This is a genomic window from Streptomyces phaeolivaceus, from assembly GCF_009184865.1.
Lineage (GTDB): Bacteria > Actinomycetota > Actinomycetes > Streptomycetales > Streptomycetaceae > Streptomyces > Streptomyces phaeolivaceus.
This window is the reverse complement of sequence record NZ_CP045096.1, coordinates 6,263,693-6,288,231: the sequence shown is the minus strand read 5'-3', so window position 1 is coordinate 6,288,231 and position 24,539 is coordinate 6,263,693. Positions and strand designations below refer to the sequence as shown.

Sequence of the window (24,539 nt, the reverse complement as noted above, 5' to 3'; positions counted from 1 at the left end):
CGGTTGCTCCTGACATGGCCATCGTCCCCCTTCCCCGCCGACCGCTCGACCCGAGCGGGACCCCGGGCGACTTCGCGTGTGACGCGGTGCGGCAGTGGTACGAGAACGATCTCGGCTGGGCGACCGTGCCCGGGACGCCCGTACATCTCCTTACGGGCCTGCGCTTCGATGTGCTCGACGTACCGGCGGAAGCGGGGGTCGCGGCGCTGCGGCATCTGGGCCCGGTACCCGGTCCGGGCTCACCGGTGGCGCTGCGCGGCGGGCGGATGCTGCTGCTGGTCGCGGCGGGGAGCGCGGAGGAGCTGCCGGGGCTGCTGGAGTGGCTGGACTGGGGCGGCCTCGCCCTGGACCTCACTGCCGTCGGAACGGGCGGTCACCTGGAGGCGCCGGCACCTCCGGGCGGGGCCGGAAGGCTCGGGGACGTGCGCGGGGAGGCCGGTTCACAGGGGGCCGCCGACTGGCTGCGGCCCCCCGAGCCGGGGTGCGAGGTGGAACCCTCGCTGCCGAGCATGTCGGCGTTGGGGGGCGGTGGGGGCGCCCCCGACCTCGTGCGAGTGGTGGACACGGTGGCGACGCACTGCCACCGCGTCCGGCTGCGGCGCGTGAGCACCGGGCCGTCGGAATCTCAGCCGTTGGCCTTCTCGTAGGCCTCGCGGATGGAGGCGGGGACGCGACCGCGGTCGTTGACCTCGTAGCCGTTCTCCTTCGCCCAGGCGCGGATGGCCGCGGTGTCCTGGCTGCCACCGGAAGCGGCACGGGCCTTGCCGCGCCCGCCCGCGGCACGGCCTCCGGTACGTCGACCACCCTTGACATAGGGGTCGAGAAGGCCGCGAAGCTTGTCGGCGTTGGCGGTCGTGAGGTCGATCTCGTACGTCTTGCCGTCCAGCGCGAACGTCACGGTCTCGTCCGCCTCGCCGCCGTCGAGGTCGTCGACAAGAAGGACCTGAACCTTCTGTGCCACCGGATTTCCTTTCATCGATAACTTCAGGGCCGAGGGCCTGCGGCGAGCGCCGCTGTTTCACGTCCCCTGTTATATGCAGTACTGCAGTACGTCGGAAAGCAAACCGCTTTTCCAGGAAAAACACAAACCCCTGGGAGAGACCGGGGAGAGGACGCGGAGAGAGCGAGGAGCCCGGGGAAGACCGGAAACATCGCGTTTCGGACAAAGGGTCTCCGGCGACGATCACAGATGCAGAAGCATCCGGCTGTTGCCCAAGGTGTTCGGTTTCACTCGTTCGAGACCGAGGAACTCCGCGACGCCCTCGTCATAGGAACGCAGCAGCTCCGCGTACACATCGGTGTCGACCGGAGTCTCACCGATCTCCACGAAGCCGTGCTTCGCGAAGAACTCGACTTCGAAGGTCAGGCAGAAAACCCGGCGAACACCGAGCCAGCGAGCGGTGTGGAGCAACTTCTCCAACAACTGGTGGCCGACGCCGAGACCCTTGGCGTCCGGGTTCACCGCGAGAGTGCGGACTTCCGCGAGGTCTTCCCACATGACGTGCAGTGCCCCGCAGCCGACGACCTCGGCGTTGTCGTCCCGTTCCGCCACCCAGAACTCCTGGATGTCCTCGTAAAGCGTGACCGTCGCTTTGTCGAGCAGGATGCGGCGCTGGACGAACGAGTCGAGGAGGCGGCGCACGTGCGGGACATCGCTGGTCCGAGCCCGCCTGACGGTGATGGCTTTTGCGGGTACTTCGGGACTCGTTGCTGGCATGAGCGGACGCTATCGCCCGGGGAGATCCGGTGATTCGCCGGGGGTCCCCTGTGTTTCGCCGGACGATTCGGCGGATTCGCCGGCGGTTTCGGCAGGGGTTTCGGCGACCGGGGCCGCGGGCGGTGCCGGTTCGGGTTTGACGGGGTCAGGGCCCTGCACCATGCGTACGGCGTCGGTGAGCGCCTGGCGTTGTTCCTCGCTCATCATCCCGAAGAAGGCGACGAGAGCGGCGGCGGGGTTGTCGCTCTGCGACCAGGCTTCGTTCATCAGTGCGGCCGAGTAGGCGGCGCGGGTGGAGACCGCCTCATATCGATAGGCCCGGCCTTCCGCCTCCCGGCGCACCCAGCCCTTCTGATGGAGATTGTCCAGAACGGTCATCACCGTGGTGTACGCGATGGACCGTTCCCGCTGAAGGTCTTCCAGGACTTCCCGAACGGTCACCGGGCGGTTCCACTTCCACACCCGCGTCATGACCGCGTCTTCGAGTTCTCCCAAGGGGCGAGGCACAGTTCCGCACGATATCCGAAGAAACCCCAAGAAACAGAACAAAAAGGGCGTACGACTCGAAGAACATACGAGTCGTACGCCGATGGGGCGGGGTGCGTCAGACGCCGGTGCCCCGGGAGTCGGCGCCGTCGGCCTGGCGGGCGTTCTCCGCGCGGGCGAGGGCCGCGTCGACGACCGCGTCCTCCTTGGCCTTGTTGGGGCCGCCCTGGGTCTTCACGATCACCCTGATGACGCCGATGAACAGCACGGCCATCACGAAGGGGGGCAGCAGCGCGGAGACGTAGTCCATGCGTCCAGGGTAGCCAGCGCTAGACGGCGGCCAGTTGTTGGGGCGGGTTCGCGGGCGGGGTGGCCGGTTTCCGCTTGGGCGGGAAGACCTCGCCTGGGGTGGGGATGGGGCGGCGGGCCGGGCTCGGGGCGGCTGGGCGCGGCACCGGGCCGGGCTTCTCGGCGGGCTCGGCGGGGCGGGACGGCCGGGCCGGCTTCGGCTCGTCGGCGGCACCGCGCGCGTGGACGTCGCGTTCCGCGAGGCCGCCGGGCAGGGCGGTGAGGCGGAGCCGGGCACGACCCGAGCCGGAGCGGGAGGCGGGAACGACCACGGCCGAGGTGGCCGCGCACCCCGCGAAGCGGGCGCGCACGTCCTGTTCGACGAGGGGGCGGCAGCGCTCCAGGAGGGTCGCGGCGGTGGGGTTGCCGCGCAGTGCGCGCAGGGCGGCGAGGTCGTCCGGGTGGGGGCGGTACCCGGCGTCCAGGGCCTGGGCGAGGAGCGCCGCGTAGCCCGTGACCGTGCCGGGGAGGGCGGCGCGGTAGCGGGCGAGGTCGGCCAGCAGGAAGGCCCTCAGACGGGCTTCCTCGCGGGTCGCCTCGTCGACGGACTCGGCGAGCCGAAGGCAGTCCTGCACCTCCTCCGCCGAGGCGGGACTGGGGTTGAGGGCGAGGGCGAGGGCACGACGGAGCACACGCAGCTCCTCGGCGCCGAACGCCATGCCGCCGCGGGTTCCGTGAGGCGTGGGCATGTCGCGACGATACGCGCTAATCAGACAAAAGAGATCACACGAAGAGGGCGTGGCGCGACGGGACCACCCACGTGGGGGGGGGCGACTGACCGTCCGGTAGGGCTTCTCGCGCCGTTCCCCGCGCCCCTGAAAAAGCAGGGGCTGCGCCCCTCGCTTTTCGCCCCTGAAGGGGCGCAGGCCCTTGAGGGGCGCAGGCCCTTGAGGGGCGCAGGCCCTTGAGGGGCGCAGGCCCTTGAGGGGCGCGGGGAACGGCGCGAGAAGCCCCACCGACCCGCAGACGGACGACGCAGACTCTGCTGCGCAATTCCAGGGAGCCTCCGCCGCCCGGACCGCGACCTGCGATGACGCGGTGGCCGGTGCGGCTTTCCCAGCGGGTCCCTGCTGCTCAGCCGAATTGCGCAGCAGAGTCGACACACCCCTCAAAGACGCGAGACGTTCCGCTCGTACACCAGCCGCAGTCCGATCAGCGTCAGCCACGGCTCGTGCTCGTCGATCACCGAGGACTCCCCGAGCACCATCGGCGCCAGCCCACCCGTGGCGATCACCGTCACCTCCTCGGGATCGTCGGCCAGCTCACGCACCATCCGCCCCACCACACCGTCCACCTGCCCGGCGAACCCGTACACGATGCCGGACTGCATGGCCTCGACGGTGTTCTTCCCGATCACACTCCGCGGCCGGGCCACCTCGATCTTCCGCAGCTGCGCGCCCTTGACCCCGAGCGCCTCGACGGAGATCTCGATCCCGGGGGCGATGACACCGCCGACGTACTCCCCGCGCGCGCTGACCGCGTCGAACGTCGTCGCCGTACCGAAGTCCACGACGACCGCGGGCCCGCCGTACAGCTCGACCGCCGCGACCGCGTTGATGATGCGGTCCGCGCCGACCTCCTTGGGGTTGTCGGTGAGGATCGGCACGCCCGTCTTCACCCCCGGCTCGACGAGGACCGCGGGCACGTCGCCGTAGTAGCGGCGGGTCACCTCGCGGAGTTCGTGCAGGACGGACGGCACGGTCGCGCAGATCGCGATGCCGTCGATGCCGTCGCCCAGTTCCTCGCCGAGCAGCGGGTGCATGCCCATGAGGCCCTGGAGGAGGACCGCCAGTTCGTCGGCGGTGCGGCGCGCGTCCGTGGAGATGCGCCAGTGTTCGACGATGTCCTCGCCGTCGAACAGACCGAGGACGGTGTGGGTGTTGCCCACGTCGATCGTCAGCAGCATGGCCCGTCCCCGTCCCTACTCGGCCGCGCGCAGGTCGAGGCCGATGTCGAGGATGGGAGACGAGTGCGTCAGGGCTCCCACCGCCAGGAAGTCGACGCCCGTGTCCGCGTACGCCTTCGCGTTGCCGAGGGTCAGCCGGCCCGAGGCCTCCAGCAGGGCGCGGCCGTCGACGATCGCCACGGCCTCCTCGCACTCGACCGGGGTGAAGTTGTCCAGGAGGATCAGGTCGGCGCCCGCGTCGATGACCTCGCGGAGCTGGTGGAGGGTGTCGACCTCGACCTCGATGGGCACCTCGGGGAACATCTCGCGCACCGCCTTGAAGGCCTGCGCGACACCGCCCGCCGCGACCACGTGGTTGTCCTTGACGAGGGCCGCGTCGGACAGCGACATCCGGTGGTTCAGGCCGCCACCGCAGCGGACCGCGAACTTCTCCAGGGACCGCAGCCCCGGCGTCGTCTTCCGGGTGTCGCGGACCTTCGCCTTCGTGCCCTCCAGGGCGTCCGCCCACGCGCGCGTGGCGGTCGCGATGCCGGAGAGGCGGCACAGCAGGTTCAGGGCGCTGCGCTCGGCGGTGAGGAGGTCACGGGTGGCTCCGGTGACGCTGAGGAGCTTCTGTCCCTCCACCACGCGGTCGCCGTCGTCGACGTGCCGCTCGACCTCGAACTCGTCGGAGCAGGCCACCGAGAGGACCGCCTCGGCGACCCTGAGGCCCGCCACGACGCCGTCCTCACGGGCGGTGAAGTCGGCGGTGGCGCGGGCGTCCTCGGGGATCGTGGCGACCGTGGTGACGTCCACGCCGTGGTCCAGGTCCTCCTGGATGGCGACGTTGGCGATGTCCTCGACCTCCACGGGGTCGAGTCCGGCATCGGCCAGGAGCTGGGCGAGCGCGGGGTCGAGCCCGCACTCCAGATACTCCTCGTCGGTCAGCCCGTCGTCGGCGCCGCAGGCGCAGCCGTCGCCGCAGCCGCCGCCGGAGGCGAGGGGAAGTTCGGGGGTGCTCACGTCTGTCACTGCTCCTGGTGATGCGGCCGGGTCGGGGGGAAGTCTGCGGTATCCGTGGTGTGTACGGCGAGCGTCCGGTCCGGATTCAGCCGTACGACGATGTGGCGGCGCCAGGCGGCGTCGTCGCGGTCGGGCTCGTCCTCGCGCCAGTGGCAGCCGCGGGTCTCCTCGCGCAGCCGGGCGGCGGCGACCAGGACCCGGGCCACACACAGGAGGTTGGTGGTCTCCCAGGTGTCCACGCCGGGCTCGGCGGTCTTGCCGTTCTCGGCAAGGGCGTCGCGGGCCGCCGCATGCAGCCGGTCCAGGGACCCGGCGGCGGTCGCCAGGGAGGCCTCGGAGCGCAGGACACCGGCGCCCTCGGTCATGGTCCGCTGGATCGCGAACCGTATCTCCGGCGCGAGCAGCGGGTGCGCGGGCTTCCCGTCGTACGGGACGGGCTGCGGCACGCGCGCGTGGAGGCCGTCGCCGGCGTGGGCCGCGGCGATGTCGGCGGCGATGCGCTCGGCGTAGACCAAACCCTCCAGGAGGGAGTTGGAGGCGAGCCGGTTGGCGCCGTGGACGCCGGTGCAGGCGACCTCGCCGCAGGCGTAGAGGCCGGGGACGGTGGTCCGGCCGTGGGAGTCGGTGCGGACGCCGCCGGAGGCGTAGTGGGCGGCCGGGGCGACCGGGATGGGCTCGGTGACCGGGTCGAGGCCGTGGGCGCGGCAGGCGGCGAGGATCGTCGGGAAGCGGTGCTCCCACATGGTGGCGCCGAAGTGCCGGGCGTCCAGGTACATGTGCTCGGCGCCCTGTTCCAGCATGCGGCGTGTGATGCCCTTGGCGACGATGTCGCGGGGTGCCAGCTCGGCGAGTTCGTGCTGTCCGAGCATGAAGCGGGTGCCGTCGGCGTCGACCAGGTGGGCGCCCTCGCCGCGCACGGCCTCGGAGACCAGGGGCTGCTGGCCCTCCGCGTCCGCGCCGAGGAACAGCACGGTCGGGTGGAACTGCACGAATTCGAGGTCGGAGACCTCCGCGCCCGCGCGCAGGGCGAGGGCCACGCCGTCGCCCGTCGACACCGACGGGTTGGTGGTCGCCGAGAAGACCTGGCCCATGCCGCCCGTCGCGAGGACGACGGCGGGCGCGTGGACGGCGCCCACGCCGTCGTGCTGGCCCTCGCCCATGACGTGCAGGGTGACACCGGCGGTGCGGCCGTCGGCGTCGGTCAGGAGGTCCAGGACGAGCGCGTTCTCGACCGTGCGCAGGCCCCGCGCGCGTACGGCCTCGACGAGGGCCCGGGAGATCTCGGCGCCGGTGGCGTCGCCGCCCGCGTGGGCGATCCGGCGGCGGTGGTGGCCGCCCTCGCGGGTCAGCTCCAGGCCGCCCTCCTCCGACTCGTCGAAGTGGGCGCCGGTCTCGATCAGCCGGCGCACCGCGTCGGGCCCCTCGGTGACGAGCAGCCGTACGGCCTCCTCGTCGCACAGGCCCGCGCCGGCCACCAGGGTGTCGTCCTGGTGCTGTTCGGGGGTGTCGCCCTCGCCGAGGGCGGCGGCGATGCCGCCCTGGGCCCAGCGGGTGGAGCCGTCGTCCAGTCGGGCCTTGGTGACGACGACCGTGCGCAGGCCGGCGGCCTCGCAGCGCAGCGCGGCGGTGAGACCGGCGACGCCGGAGCCGACGACCACGACGTCGGCGGAGACGGACCAGCCGGGAGCTGGGGCGTGCAGTCGTATGCCTGTGCTCGTCACGAGGCGGCTCCGAAGGTTCCGAAGGTGAGGGGGATGTTGTCGATCAGCCGGGTCGTCCCCACCCGGGCGGCGACGGCGAGGACGGCTTCGCCGGTGAAGCCGTCGGGGATGTCGGTGAAGTCGGACGGGTCGACCAGGGCCAGGTAGTCCAGGGCGAGCGGCGGCTTCATGCGCAGGGCCTCGTCGAGGACCAGCCGGGCGGCGGCGCGGACGGCGGCGGGACCGCCGGGGGTGGCCTTGGCCATGGCGTGCGCGTCGGCGGCGGCACGGGACTCGCCGATCGCACTCAGCGCCTCGGCACGCGCGCGCGTGGCGGGCACCTCGCGGGCACGCGCGCGCAGCGCCTCCTGCGCGGCGTGCCGGTCGCGGCCCGCGAACAGCGCCTGGGAGAGCGCCAGGGCCGTACGGCGCTCCTCGGCGGACAGATAGCGGTTGCGGCTGGACAGGGCCAGGCCGTCGGCCTCGCGGACGGTCGGGACGCCCACGATCTCCATGCCGAAGTTCAGGTCGCGGACCATGCGGCGGATCAGGGCGAGCTGCTGGGCGTCCTTCTGTCCGTAGAGCGCCACGTCGGGGCGGGTGAGGTGGAGGAGCTTGGCGACGACGGTGAGCATGCCGTCGAAGTGCCCGGGGCGGGCTGCGCCCTCCAGCCGCTCCCCCATGGGACCGGCGGTGATCCGGACCTGGGGTTCGCCGCCCGGGTAGACCTCGTCCACGGCCGGGGCGAACACCACGTCGGCGCCCGAGGCCTCGGCGAGCTTGACATCGGCGTCCAGGGTGCGCGGGTAGCGGTCGAGGTCCTCGCCCGCGCCGAACTGGAGGGGGTTCACGAAGACGGTGACGACGACCTCGCCGGCGGGGCCGGCGATCTCGCGCGCGGTGCGGATCAGGGTGGCGTGGCCCTCGTGCAGGGCGCCCATCGTCATCACGACGGCCCGGCGGCCCGTACGCGCGCGTGCGTGCAGTTCGTCGGCGGTGCGCAGCACGGTGGTGGTCATCGGGCGTTCCCTTCGGTGCCGTCGCTGCCGCCCGCTCCGGTGGCGCCGTCCGCGTGGCCCGCGAGGACGTCGAGGAGGTCCTCGGCCAGCTCCGGCTTGAGCAGGCCGTGGGCGAGGGCCCGGTCGGCGGTCGCGCGGGCCATCGCCAGATAGCCGGCGACGGTCGCCGGGGCGTGCGCGCGCAGCTCGGCGACGTGCGCGGCGACCGTGCCCGCGTCCCCGCGCGCGACGGGGCCGGTGAGGGCCGCGTCGCCCGACCTGAGGGCGTTGTCCAGGGCGGCGCCGAGCAGCGGGCCGAGCATGCGGTCGGGGGCGGTGACACCGGCCGTGCGCAGCAGCTCCATGGACTGGGCGACCAGGGTCACCAGGTGGTTGGCGCCCAGGGCGAGGGCCGCGTGGTAGAGCGGCCGGTTCTCCTCGGCGATCCACTCGGGCTCGCCGCCCATCTCGATGACGAGCGCCTCGGCGGCCATCCGCAGTTCGTCCGGGGCCGTGACGCCGAAGGAGCACCCGGCGAGCCGCTGCACGTCCACCGGGGTCCCGGTGAACGTCATCGCGGGGTGCAGTGCCAGCGGCAGCGCCCCGGCCCTGAGCGCGGGGTCCAGCACGCGCGCGCCGTACCGCCCGGAGGTGTGCACGAGGAGCTGTCCGGGCCGGACGGAACCGGTCTCGGCGAGGCCCTCGACCAGTCCCGGCAGGGCGTCGTCCGGGACGGTCAGCAGGACCAGGTCGGCGTGGCGCAGCACGTCGGCGGGGGGCATCAGCGGCACCTCGGGCAGCAGTTCGGCGGCGCGTCGCCGGGAGGCGTCGGAGACCCCCGAGACGGCCACCGGGCGGTGCCCGGCCAGTCGCAGTGACGCCGCCAGCGCGGGACCGACGCGGCCGGCGCCGACCACGCCGACGGTGAGCCGCGCGGGGCGGTCCTTCGGCTCCGGTTGCTGGAATGTACTCACTCGGTGGTGGCCTTCCCGTTCCAGTCCGCTCTGGGTACCGGACGATTTCTCGTCATGTTAACGCGATTGGTTCGAGGGGCGTCCGGTTGTCCACAGGCTGTGGGTGGCCGAGGGCCGTTTCCGCAGGTCGCCTACGTGAGTCCGGGCGCGACCGGTATCCGGCCGGAAATCCGGGTGCCGGGCGGCAGGGGGCCGGGGCATGATCCCGGGATGAGCGAAACGGCGGAGACGTCCGAGGAATCCCCGGTGGCGCTGCGGTACAGGCGGCGGCAGGCCGCCCACCGGGCGGCCGGGCGGGTGCTGGCGCGGCCGAGCGCGCTGGCGACGGTCCGGGAGCGGCTGGCGCTGCTGGAGACGGCCGGGGACGTCTACGACCTGGACCGGACGGCCGACATGTACGGCAACGGCGTCGTCGAGACCCTGGAGGAGCGGACCGCCGCGCTGCTCGGCACGGAGGCCGCCGCGTTCTTCCCCACCGGCACGATGGCCCAGCAGGTGGCCCTGCGCTGCTGGGCGGCCCGCACCGGGAACCCGGCCGTCGCCCTGCACCCGCTGGCCCACCCCGAGGTGCATGAGCGGCACGCGTTCAGCCAGGTCAGCGGGTTGCGTCCGGTCCGGCTGACGAGCGAGCCACGGCTGCCGACCGCCGCCGACGTACGCGGACTCGACGAGCCCTTCGGGGCGCTGATGCTCGAACTGCCGCTCAGGGAGACCGGTTTCGAGCTGCCCTCCTGGGAGGAGCTGACCGAGATCACCGAGGCGGCCCGCGAGCGGGACGCGGTGGTCCACTTCGACGGGGCCCGCCTGTGGGAGTCCGCCACCCACTTCGGCCGTCCCGTGCACGAGATCGCGGCGCTCGCCGACAGCGTCTATGTGTCGTTCTACAAGTCCCTCGGCGCCTACGGCGGTGCCGCGCTCGCCGGTCCCGGGACGCTGATCGAGGAGGCGAAGGCCTGGCGGCACCGGTACGGCGGGCAGCTCTTCCAGCAGTTCCCCACCGCGCTGTCGGCCCTCGTCGGCCTGGAGCGCGAGCTGCCCCGGCTGCCGGAGTACGTCCGCCACGCGCGCGTGGTGGCCGCCGGGCTGCGCGAGGGGTTCGCGGCGGCGGGGCTGCCGTGGGCGCGCGTGCACCCCGGCGAGCCGCACACCAACGAGTTCCAGGTCTGGCTGCCGTACGAGGTCGACGTCGTCGCGGAGGCCGCCGTCCGGCAGGGCGAGCGGACGGGCACGCTGCTCTTCGCCCGCCCCTGGGACCGCGGCGGGCCGGGCATGGCCGTCACGGAGATCGAGGTACGGTCCGCCGCGCTGGAGTGGACGGCGGACGACGTGCGGAAGGCGGCGGCGGACTTCGTGGCGCTGGCGGAGCGGGTGGCCGGGGAGTAGGCGACCCGGGAGCGGGTGGCCCGAGGAGCGGGCGGCCGGGGGCGTTGTCAGTGGTCGGGTGCACCATGTGGGCATGAGCGTGCGCATCGACATCGGCGGGCTGCGGCGGGAGCGGGTGGCCGTCGTGCCCTCGCCGCTGGCCGAGTTGGGCATGGCGCTGCATGTGCTGTCCGAGCCCGGCCATCATCCGGGGCTCCAGGGCTGGGTGACGGGGGTGACCGCCCGCCTCGACCCGCATCTCGCCGACCGGATGTGCGAGGCCGACTTCCTGTGGCGTTCGACGTTCTCGGACCTGTTCATGCCGTACGCCGGGATCCCGGGCCGGAGCACGCTCCCGGGCGGGACGCTCGCCGACGACCTGGATCTGCTGGACAAGCTGACGGACGACCAGTTCGTGGACGCCGGGCTGGAGTTCGTCTGCACCCCCGGGTACGACACACGCGAGCGGAACGCGCTGTCCGATCCGGAGACCCGCCGACTGGCCCTGGAGCCGGCCGCCGCGCGCGGGCCCCGGCAGGCGCGGTTCACCCGGCGGCTGCTGGAGGACCCGCCCGCGGTGCGGGCCTGGCTGCGGCAGTTCCTGGAGGACTGCGGCGAGGCCTTCTTCGCCGAGACCTGGTCCCGGCTCAGCCACCCGCTCGCGGCGGACGCCCGCCACAAGACCGAGGTGCTGCGGCACAAGGGCCTGGCCGGGGCGCTGACCGCGATGTCCCCCTCGATCGCCCTCGACGAGCGCGCGGCGCGGATCACCGTGGACAAGCTGCTCGAAAGCCGCACCGACACCGGCGACGGCGGCCTGCTGTTCGTGCCGACCAGCCTCGGCCGGCCCCATCTCACGGTCCTGCACCGGTTCGGCTGGCAGCCGGTGATCCAGTACCCGGTGAGCGCGGCCGAGCCCGCCGCCCCGCCCTCCGTCGAACAGCTCGCCCTGCGGATGACCGCGCCCTCCCACCCCGCCCGTATGCGCCTGTGCCGCAATCTCGCCCGCAGCGCGTACACCACGGGCGAGCTGGCCCAGACGCACGGGGTGACCCCGCCGGAGATATCCCGCCATCTGGCCGTCCTCAGGAAGGCGGGCCTCCTGAGGACCCGTCGGCGCGGGCGGTACGTACTGCACCAGCTGGACGTGACGGTCGTGGCCCGCCTGGGGAGCGACTTCCTGGAGGGGTTGCTGAGGTAGCGGCAGCGGTGGCGGGAAGGGCCGCCGAGGAGGCTGAACGGGCTGCCCAGCAGTGGGCGAGTCGCTCGGCGGCCCGACTCTCGCGGCTCGGCGGGGCGTTCCGCCAGGCGGTACGTCGCCGGATCTCCTGCGCGCCGACCACACCCGGGGCACGCGCTCCCGATGGCGTGGCTCAGCCGTGTCCGCCGGCCCGTACCAACCCCGTCTCGTAGGCCAGGACGACGACCTGGACGCGGTCGCGGAGGCCCAGCTTGGTGAGGATGCGGCCGACGTGGGTCTTGACCGTGGCCTCGGAGAGGACGAGACGGGCGGCGATCTCGCCGTTGGACAGGCCCTGGGCGACCAGGATCATGACCTCGCGCTCGCGTTCCGTGAGGCGCTCCAGCTCCTTGTGCTTGGGTTCCGTGCCGGTGCTCGGGAGCATCGGCGCGAACCGGTCGAGCAGCCGCCGCGTGGTGGAGGGCGCGACCACGGCGTCACCGCTGTGCACGGCACGGATCGCGGCCAGCAGCTCACCGGGCGGTACGTCCTTGAGCATGAAGCCGGAGGCACCCGCCTTCAGCCCGGAGAAGGCGTACTCGTCGAGGTCGAAGGTGGTCAGGATGAGGACCTTCGGCGGGTTCGGGTCGGCGCAGATGCGCCGGGTGGCCTCGACGCCGTCCAGCTTCGGCATCCGGACGTCCATGAGGACCACGTCCACCTCGGTCGCCCGGACGACCTGGAGCGCCTCGACGCCGTCGCCCGCCTCCGCCACGACCTCCATGTCCGGCTGGGCCGCCAGCACCATCCGGAACCCGGTGCGCAGCAGCACCTGGTCGTCGACGAGCATTACGCGGATCGCCATCGGGTCCTCTTCCGTCTACGGATACGTACGGATACAGATGTCGGCTGTCACGCCCGCTGCCGTCACGCCCTCGATGTCACGCCCGCGAGTGTCATGTCTGCGAGTGTCATGTCTGCGAGTGTCATGTCTGCGGGTGTCAGCGGGTGGCATGACCGTGTCAGTGCGCGGGCTTCAGGGGCAGCAGGGCGCTGATCCGGAAACCGCCGCCGGGGCGGGGGCCCGCGTCCAGCGTGCCGCCGACCATACCGACGCGCTCGCGCATCCCGATGAGCCCGTGCCCCTGACCGTCGATGCCGCCCTCCTCGTACAGCTCGTGGGGCGCGCCCTTGCCGTCGTCCTCGACGAGCAGACCGAGGCCGTCGTCGAAGTAGACCAGCCGGACGCTCGCACCGGTGTTCGGGCCGCCGTGCTTGCGGGTGTTGGTGAGGGCCTCCTGCACGATGCGGTACGCCGTCAGCTCCACCCCGCTGGGCAGCGGGCGCGGGGTGCCCTCGATCGTGAAGTCCACGGGCAGCCCGGCGACCCGGCACTGCTCGACGAGGTCGTCGATCTGCTCGACATCGGGCTGCGGGACGTACTCGCCGACCTCCTTGTGCTCCCCGGTGCGCAGCACGCCCAGCAGACGGCGCATCTCGGCGAGGGCCTGGCGGCCGGTGGAGGAGATCGTCTCCAGGGCCTTCTTCGCCTGGTCGGGGGCGGCGTCGAGGACGTACGCGGCACCGTCGGCCTGGACGACCATCACGGAGACGTTGTGCGCGACGACGTCGTGCAGCTCACGGGCGATGCGGGCGCGCTCGGCGGCGACGGCGACCTTGGCCTGCGCCTCGCGCTCCTTCTCCAGCCGGGCGGCGCGCTCCTCCAGCTGCGCGAAGTACGCGCGGCGGGTGCGCAGGGAGTCGCCGAGCACCCAGGCCAGAGCGAAGGGCACGGTCAGGAACAACGCGAGCACCGCGTTGCCCATCGAGCCGGTGTCGTCCTCGGTCCAGCGCAGCTGTCCCAGCGACGCCGCGCAGAGGCCGCCGCCGAGGGCGAACCAGGAGGCCCAGCGGGCGCCGTTCGCCGCGACCGTGTAGATGACCACGAACATCGCGAAGTCGGCAGGGATTCTCGGCACGTCGAGGATCAGTTGCGCGATGCCCGCAGCGGCGGCCAGCATCAGCATCTTCTCGGGCATGCGGCGCCGGAGGGCGATCGACAGGCAGAGGGCGAGCGTGATCACCACGAACGCGGTCTCGTTCATGTCGTTCGCGTAGTCGGGGTCGATCGCTCCGCCCGCCAGGGTCACCCCGAGCAGGACGACGGCCCAGAAGCTGTCGACCCATGTCGGATGCCGGCGGAGGAAGTCATAGAGGCGCTGCACGTAACCCAGCGTAGGGAAGGGGGCGGTGCGCCGGGGTCAACCGGAGGGTCGATCCATGACGGGGGCATGTACTCCCCAAGGTGGAGGCGGCGTTAGCCGTTCCGCTTAGCCTGACCCTGCTACGGATCGCCTACGAGCTCGGGAGGACGCGTTGGTCTGCGGCTGCGGGTCGTGTGGGGTTGATCCCGCCCACGCGGCGGAGACGCGTATGTCAGGGCCCCGCGCCCCTGACGGGGCGCGGCCCTGGCGGGTGGCGGCCGAGGAGGCGCTGTACGGGGCCGGGGGCTTCTACCTGCGGGCGGGCGGGCCCGCCGCGCACTTTCGGACGTCCGTGCACGCCTCTCCGCTCTTCGCCGCCGCCGTGGCCCGGCTGCTGTGCCGGGTCGACGAGGCGTTGGGGAGGCCCGGGGAGCTGGCCTTCGTGGACATGGGGGCCGGGCACGGGGAGCTGGTGGGCGGCGTGCTGGACGCGCTGCCCGCCGAGGTCGCGGCCCGCACGCGCGCGTACGCCGTCGAACTGGCCGCCCGGCCCTCCGGTCTCGATCACCGCATCGAGTGGCTCACCGAACCGCCGCGGGGGATCACGGGGCTGCTGTTCGCCAACGAGTGGCTGGACAACGTACCCGTGGAGGTCGTCGAGGTGGACGCGGCGGGCGTGGTCCGGCTGGTTCTCGTACGGGAGGACGGGAGCGAGCTGCTCGGGGCGGCCGTCGGCGGGGAGGAGGCGGAGTGGCTGGGCCGGTGGTGGCCGCTCGACCCGGAGGAGGGGCTGCGGGCCGAGATCGGGCTGCCGAGGGACCGCGCGTGGGCGGCGGCCGTGGCGGGGGTCGAGCGAGGGCTCGCCGTCGCGGTCGACTACGCGCACCTAGTCGGCTCCCGGCCGCCCTTCGGGACGCTCACGGGGTTCCGGGAGGGGCGGGAGGCCGCGCCGGTGCCGGACGGGTCGTGCGACATCACCGCGCATGTGGCGCTGGACGCGTGCGCGCTGCCGGGGGCCCGGCTGCTCACCCAGCGGGAGGCCCTGCGCGCCCTGGGGGTCACCGCCGGCCGTCCGCCGCTCTCCCTGGCGACCACCGACCCCGCCGCGTACGTACGGGCCCTGGCGGGCGCGGGCGAGGCCGCCGAACTGACCGCGCCGGGCGGACTGGGCGACTTCGGCTGGCTGCTCCAGCCGGTAGGAATTCCGGACCCGCTCCCGCACGACTCGGTTTGACTTCCGGACCTGCTCGCCCGCGACTGGGTTTGAATTCCGGACCTTCCCCGTGGGTTGGTTCGACTTCCGGACCTTCCCCGTGGGTTGGTTCGACTTCCGGACCCTCTCCCTCAGGATCAGTCTGAACTCCGAACCCTCCCCCTCCCCGCCCGCCTACTTGTCGATGTCCCCCACCACGAAGAACAGCGAGCCCAGGATCGCCACCATGTCGGCCACCAGGGTTCCCGGCAGCAGTTCGGCGAGGGCCTGGATGTTGTTGTACGAGGCGGAGCGGAGCTTCAGCCGGTACGGGGTCTTCTCGCCCTTGCTGACCAGGTAGTAGCCGTTGATGCCGAGGGGGTTCTCGGTCCAGGCGTAGGTGTGGCCCTCGGGGGCCTTGAGGACCTTCGGCAGGCGCTGGTTGATCGGGCCGGGCGGCAGGTCGGTGAGCCGGTCGAGGCAGGCGTCGGCGAGCGCGAGGGCGTTCTGGGTCTGTTCCAGGAGGCACTCGAAGCGGGCGAGGCAGTCGCCCTCCTCGCGCGTGACGACCTTCAGGACGTCCTGGAGTTCGCCGTAGGCGAGGTACGGCTCGTCGCGCCGCAGATCGAAGTCGACGCCGGAGGCGCGGGCGATGGGGCCGCTGACGCCGTACGCGTGCACGGCCTGCGGGGAGAGGACGCCCACGTCGCGGGTGCGGCCCCGGAAGATCTCGTTGCCGAGGACCAGGTCGTCGAAGACGCCCATACGGGAGCGGACGTCCGCGACAGCGGCACGCGCGCGTGCGGTCCAGCCCGCCGGAAGGTCCTCCTTGAGGCCGCCGACCCGGTTGAACATGTAGTGCATCCGCCCGCCGGAGACCTCCTCCATGACGTTCTGGAGCTCCTCGCGCTCCCGGAAGGCGTAGAAGACGGGGGTGATGCCGCCCAGCTCCAGCGGGTACGAGCCGAGGAACATCAGGTGGTTCAGGACCCGGTTCAGCTCGGCGAGGAGCGTACGCGTCCAGACGGCGCGCTCGGGGACCTCCATGCCGAGCATGCGTTCGACACCGAGGACGACGCCCAGCTCGTTGGAGAAGGCGGAGAGCCAGTCGTGGCGGTTGGCGAGCATGATGATCTGGCGGTAGTCGCGGGCCTCGAAGAGCTTCTCCGCGCCCCGGTGCATATAGCCGATGACCGGTTCCGCGTGCTGGATGCGCTCGCCGTCGAGGACGAGCCGCAGCCGCAGCACACCATGGGTGGACGGATGCTGCGGGCCGATGTTGAGCACCATGTCCGTGCTCTCGGCGGCACCGCCGATACCGACCGTCGTCTCGCGGGTCTGCCCGGTCTCCGTCGGGGGAGTCATGGACACAGTCTGTCGTACGTACGCTGGCGGAATGGAGACGGGGAGCTTGGGGAGCGTGGAGACCGTGGAAGACGGCGGCGGGCGCGCGGAGGGTGAGCCGGTCTGGACGGGGCTGCCACACGGGCTGTTGCGGATGAGGCGGCTGCTGCTGGTGGTGTGGCTGGGGCCGATCACGATCGCCACGGCCGTGCTGCCGGGCTGGCTCGCGGGCCCGCCGTGGGCGGCGTTCGCGCTGCTGCCGCTGGCTCTGCTGCTATGGGGTTGGCCGATGCTGGGCCGCAACTGGCGGTCGTGGCGGTACGCCGAACGGGCCGACGACCTGCTGATCAGCCGGGGTGTGCTCTGGCGCGAGGAGACCGTGGTGCCGTACGGGCGGATGCAGCTGGTGGAGGTGACCTCCGGGCCCGTCGAGCGGCACTTCGACCTGGCGAGCGTGCAGCTCCACACGGCAGCGGCGGCCACGGACGCCCGTATCCCGGGCCTCGACCCGGCCGAGGCCGAACGCCTGCGCGACCGCCTCACCCAGCTGGGCGAGGCCCGATCGGCGGGGCTGTGACGGTGCCGGCACGGGACGCGGACGACACGGTACGGGCGGAGCCGCCGGGCGGCGCGGCCGTCGACGCCGTCGATGCGGTTGATGCCGTCGATGTGGTTGATGCGGTTGATGCGGTTGATGCAGTCGATGCGGTTGATGCGGTTGAGCCAGGGGCCGAGGGCGAGGCCGGGGCGGGGGAGAGGCCGGTCGTCGAGCATCGGCTGCATCCGGTGACGCCGCTGCGGCGGGCCTGGGCGCCGGTGGCGGTGCTGATCGGCTGGGGCGTGCACGATCCGGACGGGGCGCAGCGGCAGCTGATGCGGCTCGACACGACGACCCTGCTGATCGCGCTCGCGGTGTTCGTCCCGGCCGCCGCCCTGTACGGCTTCCTGACCTGGTGGTTCACCCACTTCGCGGTGACCGACAGCGAACTGCGCATCCGTACCGGCCTGTTGTTCCGCCGCACCGCCCACATCCGCCTGGAACGCATTCAGGCCATCGACGTCACCCGCCCGCTGCTCGCCCGGATCGCGGGCGTCGCCAAACTCAAACTCGACGTCGTCGGCACCGACAAGAAGGACGAGCTGGCCTACCTGGGCGAGGCGCACGCCGGCGCGCTACGGGCCGAACTCCTGGCCCGCGCGGCCGGTTTCGCGCCGGAGACCGCGCACGAGGTCGGCGAGGCGCCCGTACGGCAGCTGCTGAAGGTCCCGGCGGGCGTGCTGGCCATGTCCCTCGTCCTGACCGGCGCGACCTGGGCGACCCTGGTCGGCGCGGTCGTGGTGCCGTCCGCGCTGTGGTTCGCCACGGAGAGCGTGTGGACCGTCCTCGCGACCGCGCTGCCGCTGCTCGGCGCGGCCGGGGCGAGCAGTGTGGGGCGGTTCGTCACGGAGTACGACTGGACCGTCGGCGACTCCCCCGACGGGCTCCGCATCGACCACGGGCTCCTCGACCGGGCCCACGAGACGGTCCCGCCCGGCCGGGTGCAGACCGTACGCGTCGTCGAACCGCTGCTGTGGCGGCGCCGGGGGTGGGTCCGGGTCGAGCTGGACGTGGCCGGCTCCTCGAACTCCGTCCTCGTACCGGTCGCGCCGCGCGAGGTGGCCGAGGCGGTGATCGCGCGGGTGCTGCCGGGGGTGACCGTGCCGGACGCGACGGCGCTCGTACGGCCGCCGGGGCGTGCGCGGTGGTGCGTGCCGGTGTGGTGGCGGGGGTACGGGCTGGCCGTCAGCGACCACGTGTTCGCGGCGCGGCACGGGCTGCTGCGGCGGCGGCTCGACCTCGTGCCGCACGCGAAGGTGCAGAGCGTACGGCTGTCCCAGGGGCCCTGGAAGCGGTACAAGGGGCTCGCCGATGTGCGTGTCGACACCGGGGCCAACAAGACGGTGACCGCGCGGTTGCGGGACGGCGGGGAGGCGGCGGAGCTGCTGCGGGCGCAGGCGGAGCGGTCGCGGACGGGGCGGCGGGAGGCTCTGCCGGATCGGTGGATGGTGTAGCGGGTAGCGGGTGGTGGTGGGTGGTGGGGGTGTGTCGGGGTCCGGTGGCTGTGGGGCGCCCGGCGACTTCGGCTCGGCTCGGCTCGGGCGGGGTTTCGCTCACCGGCGCTTGCCGGGTGCCGCTGCGCCCACCCGTGCCGCCCCTAGCGGCACGACTGCCCGCAGTAGGAGGCGGGGGTGGGGGCGGGGAAGCGGGGCAGGGGTGGCGGCCAGCCCCCGGTGGTGGTGGCCCAACGAGTCTCACGGTCGGGCCACTCCGTGCCGTGGGGTCAGGACGCCGCCGTGCGCAGGCCCTGTACGTCGATCTGTTCCGTTTCGTCGTGGACCGTGAGGTCGATGACCTGGCCGACGCCTCGGGAGGCCTCGTCGGCGTGCTTGAACCGGGCCTCGGACTCGGCCTTGTGGAGCGCGAGGGCCTCCTGGCCGACCACGTCGGCGAGGTCCTCGTTCTGCACGGCCTCCAGCGCCTCCGCGTCCTTCTGCGTACCGAAGAAGTCGAACCCGCCCTCGACGGCCGCCCGTCGCTGCGGCGCGGCCGGAACCACGGCCACGGCGGTGGGCACCGTGAAGTGACCGGCCGGCGGCAGCGCGGGCACCACGGGCGGCTCCACGCGCGTCAGTTCGGCCACGCCGTTCGACCGTGCCGGGGCGGACACCGCCGGTGCGGGCTCGGCGGCGGCGCGCTCATGCCCGCGTACCGCCACGGACTTCCCCGCCGCGTCGTCCTCCTCGGCGGTGAGCACCGGAACCGGCTCCTCCGCCGCCTCGGCGGAACGTCCCTGCCGGGTGCCGCCATCGGTCGGCCCGTCCGGATCACCCTTGGGAGAAGGCCCGCCCCCGCCGTCCTTCGGCGAATCCCCCTTCGGCGACTCCCCCTTCGGCGACTGCTCGTCGGCCTCCGCCTCGCCGGAGGTCGACTCGGCAGCGGGGTCTACGACCGGCTCGTCGTCCGGTACGTCAACGGCGTCGTCGGCATCGGCATCGACGTCGGCATCGACGTCGGCAGCGTCGTCGGCGCCTTCAGCGAACTCGGCCTCGTCCACAGCGGTCTCGGCGTCGCCGTGGGCGTCCGCCTCGACCTCGGTCTCCGCCGCCGCCTCGACCTCCGCTTCGATCTCAGCTTCCGCCTCGACCTCAGCCTCGGCCTCGTTCTCCTCCTTCGCCGCCCCCCGCTGCGTGATGATCCGGTCCAACGCCGAGTTCGCGCGCAGGAAGAGCGAGGAACCGGCCGGCGAGAACACGGAGATCGGGGCAGCCACAGCCCCGTCCTCCGAAGTCTGCGTGGCCTTCGATGCCTTCGCCGCGTTGGCCGCCGCTGCCTTGGACGCCGTCTCCCACGAAGCCCAGGGCGCCCCCGCCGCGGGAACCCCCTGCGGCGGCACCGGCGATGCCTGATCCGCGGCCGTGGTCGTGGTCGTGGTCGTGGTCGTAGCCGTGGCCTCCGCACCCTCGCTCGAACTCGAAGCGGCATCCGCATCCGTGTCCACATCCGCGTCGGCCGCCGGCAGCGCCCGCGCGTCCTCCGGAGCCGTCGCCTCGATCTCCAGCAGGCGGCGGCCCTCCAGGGCGCTGGCCCGCTCGGTCTCGGCGGTGGCGTACCGGCGCAGCAGCGCGGCGTGCTCGTTGCGGAGGCCCGCGAGTTCGGTGCGCTTGGCGCGGAGCTTGTGCTCCAGCTTGGTGCGCAGCTCGCGCGATTCGTCGAGGTCGGTCTCGAGTTCGGCGACCTTCTCCTCGTGCCGCCACTCGTCGCTCGCCCGCGCGCGCGTGAGGTCGGCGACGCGTTTGCCCGCCTCGACGTCCCAGCGGCGCATGACCGCCGCGCCCACGGCAGCGGTCGCCGCCGCGACGGCCGCGGTGACCCGTAGCACCGACGGTTCGGAGAACACCCAGGGCCCGAGGGCGCAGACGAGCGAGACGCCCGCGATAGCCGTGGGGGGCAGCAGCCTGTGCAGAGGAGGTGAATGGCGGTGACGTCCACGTGGCATGGCCAGAAACTTACCGCGCGTAGGCGAATGATGGTGCCCCGGGCCGCAAAAACTCAGCCGCCACCCAAGCCCTCACAAGCCCTCACAAGCTCCCTCACCGCCGGTGCACCAATGCGCCCACCGGCGACTCCTCTACTGGATCAACCCGGTTGAATCCAGAACGGCCTTGGCCACATCTGCTTCCTCCCCCGCTTCCTCCCCCGCTTCCTCCTCCGCCCCCTCTTCCGCTCGGCCCTCCGCTTCATCCCCACCCGGGGATTCCGGTGAATTACCGATCACTCAGCCGGCCGCTGATCCACTGCAGCGCCGCCGGGATCTCCCGTCGCCACGTGTTGAAGTTGTGCCCGCCGCTGTCGAGGATGATCGACGAGATCCGCGTCGGCTCTTTCTCCTTCACCCGCTCGATGAACTCCAGCGTGGCCCGGTAGTTGGTCTCCCCCTGTTTGCTGCTGGTGACCAGCAGAGAGGTGTCCGGCGCGGGGCGGTGTTCGAGATACCAGAACAGGTCCGCCTCGTTCCGCAAGGTCTTGTTCCCCTGGAAGAGATCTCCGGTCGTCGCGTCGATCGGCGCCTTGTAGTACGGCGAGAGGCCCGCCCCGGCGGCGTACACCCGGGGGTGGTGCATGGCGAGTTTCAGCGCGCGGTAGCCGCCGGTCGAGTCGCCGATGATCCCCCAACTCCCGGGCTTCTTGCCGACCCTGTAGTGGTGGCCCACGGCGTCCGGTAGATCCCGGGCGAAGAAGGTCTCGGTGCGCGGCCCGCCGGGGACGTCCACGCACTCGGTGTCGCGCGGCGGCGCCACGGTCGGCCGCAGCATCACCAGGATCATCGGCTGTGCCTCGCCGTTCCGGGCCAACTTGTGGGCCGTCCGCGGAAAGTGGAGGCCCTTGACGAGCGCCTCGGCGGTCCCGGGACAGCCGGTGAGGACGACGGCGGCCGGGAAGGTGCGGGTGCGGTACCGGGGCTGGAAGTACTCCGGCGGCAGATACACGTACGCCGGGCTCGCGATCCGGCTCGTACGGCCGACGATCTCGATCTTCTGGATCTGGCTGCCGGCCTCGGGCCGCGCGCCGCCGGCCACGTCGACCCGCTGGGTGTCGACGACCCGCAACGGCCCACCGGTGTCGGCCCCGTCGTGGTCGACGACCACGCCCTGGCCGGTCTCCCGGCCGAGGAGGTCGGCCCAGCTGGCGTAGAACCCGAAGGCCTGGTTGGCGGCGAGGCCGACCGACGCGAAGACGGCGACCTGGGTGGCCAGCAGGACGACGATCCGGCCGCCGACCGCCCGCCAGCCGCGACGGGCCAGCCGGGGCCACAGCCACACCGTGCCGATGAACAGCAGCACGGCCGACAACACCGCCAGCACCAGCACCTTGTCGCTCGTAAGACCCATCGGGTTGTCCCCCGCCGCCCTTCCATTCCTTGTCTTTCCTTGTCCTTTGGTTCAGCTTTCCGATGGAGAGTGAACCTCCCTCGCCAAGGCGCCGTCCTAGAGGGCGCAATGTCGCCGGATGCCGGAAAAGGCACCGGATCCAAGCTCACTCGCGGAACTACGGGATGCGATGTCTGTCAGGACAGATGGGGAAATGTCGGGTGGGGTTCCGGTCCGGTCGGACCGATCGAACCGCCTCCCGGCGAGCGCCGTCCGGCGCGGCTACGGCGCCGTGCGCGGCGCACTGAACGGCCCGCGCCCCGAGGCCGTGCCCGCCCTGGTCGCCAGGGCCTGCACGCTCGTCGGACTCGTGGACATCGCCGCGGGGGTGTTCCCCCGCTTCCGGAACAGCCGTATGCACACCCTGGCCGAGGTGCTCCCGGGGGCGCTCGGCCCGTTCGCCGCGGCCCTCTCGCTGAGCACGGGGGTTCTGCTGCTCCTGCTCGCGCACGGTCTGCGCCGACGCAAGCGGCGGGCCTGGCGCGCGGCCGTGATCCTGCTCCCGGCCGGGGCGATCGCCCAGTTCACCTACCGGCACTCGCTCGTCGGTGTCCTCGTCTCGCTCGCGCTGCTGATCCCGCTGGTGCGCCACCGCGACGAGTTCCGCGCCCTGCCCGACCCGACCAGCCGCTGGCGGGCGCTCGCCAACTTCGTGCTGATGGGCGCCGGTTCGATCGTGCTCGGTCTGCTGGTGGTCAGCGCGCATCCCGGCCGGATGGTCGGCGACCCGAGCCTCGCCGACCGGCTCGAACACGTCATCTACGGCCTGTTCGGCTTCGAGGGGCCGGTGGACTACGCCGGCACCACGTCCTGGACGGTCGCCTTCTCCCTCGGCGCCCTCGGTCTGCTGACCGCCCTCACGACCGTCTATCTGGCCTTCCGCCCCGAACACCCGGCGGCCCGGCTCACCGACGACGACGAGGTACGGCTGCGGGCCCTGCTCGACCGGCACGGCGGCCGGGACTCCCTCGGCCACTTCGCGCTCCGCCGCGACAAGGCGGTCGTCTTCTCCCCCAGCGGCAAGGCGGCGGTGACGTACCGGGTCGTCTCCGGTGTGATGCTGGCCAGCGGCGACCCGATCGGCGACGTCGAGGCCTGGCCCGGCGCGATCGAACGCTTCATGGACGAGGCGAAGGCGCACTCCTGGACCCCGGCCGTGATGGGCTGTTCGGAGACCGGTGCGGAGGTCTGGACCCGGGAGACCGGCCTGGACGCCCTCGAACTGGGGGACGAGGCGGTGGTGGACGTCGCGGATTTCTCCCTCGCCGGACGCGCGATGCGCAACGTGCGTCAAATGGTGAAGCGCATCGAGCGGCTCGGCTACGAGACCCGGGTCCGGCGCGTCCGTGACCTCGGCGAGGCGGAGCTGGAGCGGATCCGCCGCGCCGCCGAGGACTGGCGCGGCACCGACACCGAGCGCGGCTTCTCCATGGCGCTCGGCCGCATCGGCGACCCGGCCGACGGCGACTGCCTCATCGCCACGGCGCACAGAATCGAAGGGGTGGCGCGGAGCGCCTCAGGCAGGGTGGTGGTGGGAGACGGGTGGGCGGACGAGGTCCCGGGTGCGTACGGCGATCTGAAGGCCGTGCTCCACTTCGTGCCCTGGGGCCCGGACGGCGCCTCCCTGGACCTGATGCGCCGCGACCGCTCCGCCGACCCCGGGATGAACGAACTCCTCATCGTCGCGGCCCTCCAGGCGGCCCCCCGGCTGGGCGTCGCGCACGTCTCCCTGAACTTCGCGATGTTCCGCGCGGCCCTGGCGCGCGGCGAGAAGATCGGCGCGGGACCGGTCCTGCGCGCCTGGCGCGGGCTGCTGGTCTTCCTCTCCCGCTGGTTCCAGATCGAGTCGCTGTACAAGTTCAACGCGAAGTTCCGCCCGCGGTGGGAGCCCCGCTTCGTCGTCTACGCCACCTCACGCGACCTGCCCCGCATCAGCCTCGCGGCGATGCGGGCCGAGGGCTTCGTGAGCCTCGCCCTGCCCCGCGCACTGCGCCGCCGCGCGAAGCCCCCGGCGCCGTGCGCGCATACGGTGCGCTCCGCGAGCAACGCCGTTTGAGCGAGGAAACCGTGGGGGCGGTGCGGGCCCGACGTCACGTCGCCCGCGCCGCCCCGCCACCGCCCGTGTCGTCGTCCTCCGGGAGCTTGCACACCCGCTCCAGGAAGAAGGCGGCCACTATGACGCCGATGGCGGCGAGGACGGAGAACCCGGCGTAGATGGCCTGGTCGCGGCGGGCCGGGACGTCCAGGTACTCCAGGAGGAAGACACCGACGCCGCCGTACATCCCGGCGACGAGCGCGGCGACCAGGGCGCTGGCCTGGCCGAAGACGACCGCGCGGGCGGCCATCAGCGGCTCCACGCCCTTGGCGTCGGGCCGGCGCTCCCGCTGGGCCTTGAGCCGGTTCCGCAGGGACAGCGCGGTGGCCGTCAGGACGGCGGCGATCAGGGCGAGCACGATGGGGGCGGCCAGCGGGACGCTCGGCAGCGTGCCCACCGAGTTCCACAGCCTGGCCCCGGCCCAGGACAGCACCCCCGCCACGACGAACACCGCGGCCAGCGTCCTGATGCGCAGCTCTTTCACGATGCCCCTTCGACGAGCCCGATGGTCCACGGAAGCCGGGATCCCCGGGCGCCGGGTGGTCCGCCCGGCCGGTGATCC

General features: G+C 72.7%; 23 protein-coding genes. 7 read left to right on the top strand and 16 right to left on the bottom strand.

The features are described 5' to 3' along the window. Nucleotides 1-14: 14 nt before the first annotated feature. Nucleotides 15-647, top strand: coding sequence for an SCO3374 family protein (locus F9278_RS29180; protein ID WP_152170978.1), 633 nt, complete (start codon nucleotides 15-17; stop codon nucleotides 645-647). Here the strand turns inward: F9278_RS29180 and F9278_RS29175 are convergent. From F9278_RS29175 to F9278_RS29130, 10 genes are all read right to left on the bottom strand, one after another. Beyond that, nucleotides 626-961: a histone-like nucleoid-structuring protein Lsr2 gene (locus F9278_RS29175; RefSeq protein WP_033524724.1), complete on the bottom strand. Its 336-nt coding sequence runs from the start codon at nucleotides 959-961 to the stop codon at nucleotides 626-628. The two genes, F9278_RS29180 and F9278_RS29175, sit on opposite strands and share 22 nt — an antisense overlap. Before the next feature lie 222 nt (nucleotides 962-1,183). Then, nucleotides 1,184-1,717 (bottom strand): amino-acid N-acetyltransferase, encoded by a 534-nt coding sequence (locus F9278_RS29170; protein WP_152170977.1) that lies wholly within the window; start codon nucleotides 1,715-1,717, stop codon nucleotides 1,184-1,186. Between the two features lie 9 nt (nucleotides 1,718-1,726). Further along, the gene (locus tag F9278_RS29165) at nucleotides 1,727-2,188 is read right to left on the bottom strand and encodes a BlaI/MecI/CopY family transcriptional regulator (RefSeq protein WP_404818954.1); all 462 of its coding nucleotides are present in this window, start codon (nucleotides 2,186-2,188) and stop codon (nucleotides 1,727-1,729) included. Nucleotides 2,189-2,321: 133 nt separating this feature from the next. After that, nucleotides 2,322-2,513, bottom strand: a complete 192-nt coding sequence (locus tag F9278_RS29160; RefSeq protein WP_152170976.1) for a hypothetical protein — start codon at nucleotides 2,511-2,513, stop codon at nucleotides 2,322-2,324. A 19-nt stretch (nucleotides 2,514-2,532) separates the two neighbouring features. Next, nucleotides 2,533-3,210, bottom strand: a complete 678-nt coding sequence (locus F9278_RS29155; RefSeq protein WP_152174199.1) for a hypothetical protein — start codon at nucleotides 3,208-3,210, stop codon at nucleotides 2,533-2,535. 449 nt (nucleotides 3,211-3,659) lie between these two features. Next, nucleotides 3,660-4,457, bottom strand: coding sequence for a type III pantothenate kinase (locus F9278_RS29150; RefSeq protein ID WP_152170975.1), 798 nt, complete (start codon nucleotides 4,455-4,457; stop codon nucleotides 3,660-3,662). A gap of 15 nt (nucleotides 4,458-4,472) precedes the next feature. After that, nucleotides 4,473-5,459: a carboxylating nicotinate-nucleotide diphosphorylase gene (nadC, locus tag F9278_RS29145; protein ID WP_152170974.1), complete on the bottom strand. Its 987-nt coding sequence runs from the start codon at nucleotides 5,457-5,459 to the stop codon at nucleotides 4,473-4,475. Nucleotides 5,460-5,464: 5 nt separating this feature from the next. Next, a complete protein-coding gene (locus tag F9278_RS29140; RefSeq protein WP_152170973.1) occupies nucleotides 5,465-7,180 on the bottom strand; it encodes an L-aspartate oxidase in 1,716 nt (571 codons plus the stop codon). Next, nucleotides 7,177-8,178 carry a pantoate--beta-alanine ligase gene (gene panC / locus F9278_RS29135; RefSeq protein ID WP_152170972.1) on the bottom strand — a complete coding sequence of 334 codons (1,002 nt, stop codon included), beginning with the start codon at nucleotides 8,176-8,178 and terminating at the stop codon, nucleotides 7,177-7,179. Before panC ends, F9278_RS29140 begins: the two co-directional genes overlap by 4 nt. Beyond that, nucleotides 8,175-9,131 carry a Rossmann-like and DUF2520 domain-containing protein gene (locus F9278_RS29130; RefSeq protein ID WP_152170971.1) on the bottom strand — a complete coding sequence of 319 codons (957 nt, stop codon included), beginning with the start codon at nucleotides 9,129-9,131 and terminating at the stop codon, nucleotides 8,175-8,177. Before F9278_RS29130 ends, panC begins: the two co-directional genes overlap by 4 nt. A 210-nt stretch (nucleotides 9,132-9,341) precedes the next feature. Here F9278_RS29130 and F9278_RS29125 point away from each other — a divergent pair, with 210 nt between their 5' ends. Next, nucleotides 9,342-10,514 (top strand): threonine aldolase family protein, encoded by a 1,173-nt coding sequence (locus F9278_RS29125; protein WP_152170970.1) that lies wholly within the window; start codon nucleotides 9,342-9,344, stop codon nucleotides 10,512-10,514. A gap of 73 nt (nucleotides 10,515-10,587) precedes the next feature. After that, nucleotides 10,588-11,694 carry a DUF5937 family protein gene (locus tag F9278_RS29120; protein WP_152170969.1) on the top strand — a complete coding sequence of 369 codons (1,107 nt, stop codon included), beginning with the start codon at nucleotides 10,588-10,590 and terminating at the stop codon, nucleotides 11,692-11,694. A gap of 172 nt (nucleotides 11,695-11,866) precedes the next feature. On the opposite strand, the gene F9278_RS29115 is transcribed toward F9278_RS29120, so the two are convergent. Both F9278_RS29115 and F9278_RS29110 read right to left on the bottom strand, forming a co-directional pair. After that, a complete protein-coding gene (locus F9278_RS29115) occupies nucleotides 11,867-12,538 on the bottom strand; it encodes a response regulator transcription factor (protein ID WP_086759975.1) in 672 nt (223 codons plus the stop codon). Between the two features lie 157 nt (nucleotides 12,539-12,695). Beyond that, nucleotides 12,696-13,898 carry a sensor histidine kinase gene (locus tag F9278_RS29110; RefSeq protein WP_152170968.1) on the bottom strand — a complete coding sequence of 401 codons (1,203 nt, stop codon included), beginning with the start codon at nucleotides 13,896-13,898 and terminating at the stop codon, nucleotides 12,696-12,698. Nucleotides 13,899-14,106: 208 nt separating this feature from the next. Here F9278_RS29110 and F9278_RS29105 point away from each other — a divergent pair, with 208 nt between their 5' ends. After that, a complete protein-coding gene (locus F9278_RS29105; RefSeq protein WP_152170967.1) occupies nucleotides 14,107-15,111 on the top strand; it encodes an SAM-dependent methyltransferase in 1,005 nt (334 codons plus the stop codon). A 153-nt stretch (nucleotides 15,112-15,264) separates the two neighbouring features. On the opposite strand, the gene F9278_RS29100 is transcribed toward F9278_RS29105, so the two are convergent. Then, on the bottom strand, nucleotides 15,265-16,434 hold the full coding sequence (locus F9278_RS29100; RefSeq protein WP_152170966.1) for an NADH-quinone oxidoreductase subunit D: 1,170 nt from the start codon (nucleotides 16,432-16,434) through the stop codon (nucleotides 15,265-15,267). Nucleotides 16,435-16,465: 31 nt separating this feature from the next. Here F9278_RS29100 and F9278_RS29095 point away from each other — a divergent pair, with 31 nt between their 5' ends. Next, nucleotides 16,466-16,990: a PH domain-containing protein gene (locus F9278_RS29095; RefSeq protein WP_226967010.1), complete on the top strand. Its 525-nt coding sequence runs from the start codon at nucleotides 16,466-16,468 to the stop codon at nucleotides 16,988-16,990. Between the two features lie 200 nt (nucleotides 16,991-17,190). Further along, nucleotides 17,191-18,465: a PH domain-containing protein gene (locus F9278_RS29090; protein ID WP_226967339.1), complete on the top strand. Its 1,275-nt coding sequence runs from the start codon at nucleotides 17,191-17,193 to the stop codon at nucleotides 18,463-18,465. 269 nt (nucleotides 18,466-18,734) lie between these two features. Here the strand turns inward: F9278_RS29090 and F9278_RS29085 are convergent, their stop codons facing one another. Together F9278_RS29085 and F9278_RS29080 are read right to left on the bottom strand one after the other, a co-directional pair. Further along, a complete protein-coding gene (locus F9278_RS29085; RefSeq protein ID WP_226967009.1) occupies nucleotides 18,735-20,450 on the bottom strand; it encodes a hypothetical protein in 1,716 nt (571 codons plus the stop codon). A gap of 268 nt (nucleotides 20,451-20,718) precedes the next feature. Then, nucleotides 20,719-21,843, bottom strand: a complete 1,125-nt coding sequence (locus tag F9278_RS29080; RefSeq protein WP_152170965.1) for an alpha/beta hydrolase — start codon at nucleotides 21,841-21,843, stop codon at nucleotides 20,719-20,721. A 193-nt stretch (nucleotides 21,844-22,036) separates the two neighbouring features. Between F9278_RS29080 and F9278_RS29075 the strand changes: the two genes are divergently transcribed. After that, nucleotides 22,037-23,938: a phosphatidylglycerol lysyltransferase domain-containing protein gene (locus tag F9278_RS29075; protein WP_193241689.1), complete on the top strand. Its 1,902-nt coding sequence runs from the start codon at nucleotides 22,037-22,039 to the stop codon at nucleotides 23,936-23,938. A 34-nt stretch (nucleotides 23,939-23,972) separates the two neighbouring features. Here the strand turns inward: F9278_RS29075 and F9278_RS29070 are convergent, their stop codons facing one another. Further along, nucleotides 23,973-24,461 (bottom strand): DUF3180 domain-containing protein, encoded by a 489-nt coding sequence (locus tag F9278_RS29070; RefSeq protein WP_152170963.1) that lies wholly within the window; start codon nucleotides 24,459-24,461, stop codon nucleotides 23,973-23,975. Nucleotides 24,462-24,539: the final 78 nt, after the last annotated feature.

Coding starts and splice junctions, on each gene's coding strand:
- F9278_RS29180 (WP_152170978.1), top strand. CDS start 15: ATGGCCATCGTCCCCCTTCCCCGCCGACCGCTCGACCCGAGCGGGACC.
- F9278_RS29170 (WP_152170977.1), bottom strand. CDS start 1,717: ATGCCAGCAACGAGTCCCGAAGTACCCGCAAAAGCCATCACCGTCAGG.
- F9278_RS29165 (WP_404818954.1), bottom strand. CDS start 2,188: ATGACGCGGGTGTGGAAGTGGAACCGCCCGGTGACCGTTCGGGAAGTC.
- F9278_RS29160 (WP_152170976.1), bottom strand. CDS start 2,513: ATGGACTACGTCTCCGCGCTGCTGCCCCCCTTCGTGATGGCCGTGCTG.
- F9278_RS29155 (WP_152174199.1), bottom strand. CDS start 3,210: ATGGCGTTCGGCGCCGAGGAGCTGCGTGTGCTCCGTCGTGCCCTCGCC.
- F9278_RS29150 (WP_152170975.1), bottom strand. CDS start 4,457: ATGCTGCTGACGATCGACGTGGGCAACACCCACACCGTCCTCGGTCTG.
- panC (WP_152170972.1), bottom strand. CDS start 8,178: ATGACCACCACCGTGCTGCGCACCGCCGACGAACTGCACGCACGCGCG.
- F9278_RS29125 (WP_152170970.1), top strand. CDS start 9,342: ATGAGCGAAACGGCGGAGACGTCCGAGGAATCCCCGGTGGCGCTGCGG.
- F9278_RS29120 (WP_152170969.1), top strand. CDS start 10,588: ATGAGCGTGCGCATCGACATCGGCGGGCTGCGGCGGGAGCGGGTGGCC.
- F9278_RS29115 (WP_086759975.1), bottom strand. CDS start 12,538: ATGGCGATCCGCGTAATGCTCGTCGACGACCAGGTGCTGCTGCGCACC.
- F9278_RS29105 (WP_152170967.1), top strand. CDS start 14,107: ATGTCAGGGCCCCGCGCCCCTGACGGGGCGCGGCCCTGGCGGGTGGCG.
- F9278_RS29100 (WP_152170966.1), bottom strand. CDS start 16,434: ATGACTCCCCCGACGGAGACCGGGCAGACCCGCGAGACGACGGTCGGT.
- F9278_RS29095 (WP_226967010.1), top strand. CDS start 16,466: ATGGAGACGGGGAGCTTGGGGAGCGTGGAGACCGTGGAAGACGGCGGC.
- F9278_RS29085 (WP_226967009.1), bottom strand. CDS start 20,450: ATGCCACGTGGACGTCACCGCCATTCACCTCCTCTGCACAGGCTGCTG.
- F9278_RS29080 (WP_152170965.1), bottom strand. CDS start 21,843: ATGGGTCTTACGAGCGACAAGGTGCTGGTGCTGGCGGTGTTGTCGGCC.
- F9278_RS29075 (WP_193241689.1), top strand. CDS start 22,037: ATGTCGGGTGGGGTTCCGGTCCGGTCGGACCGATCGAACCGCCTCCCG.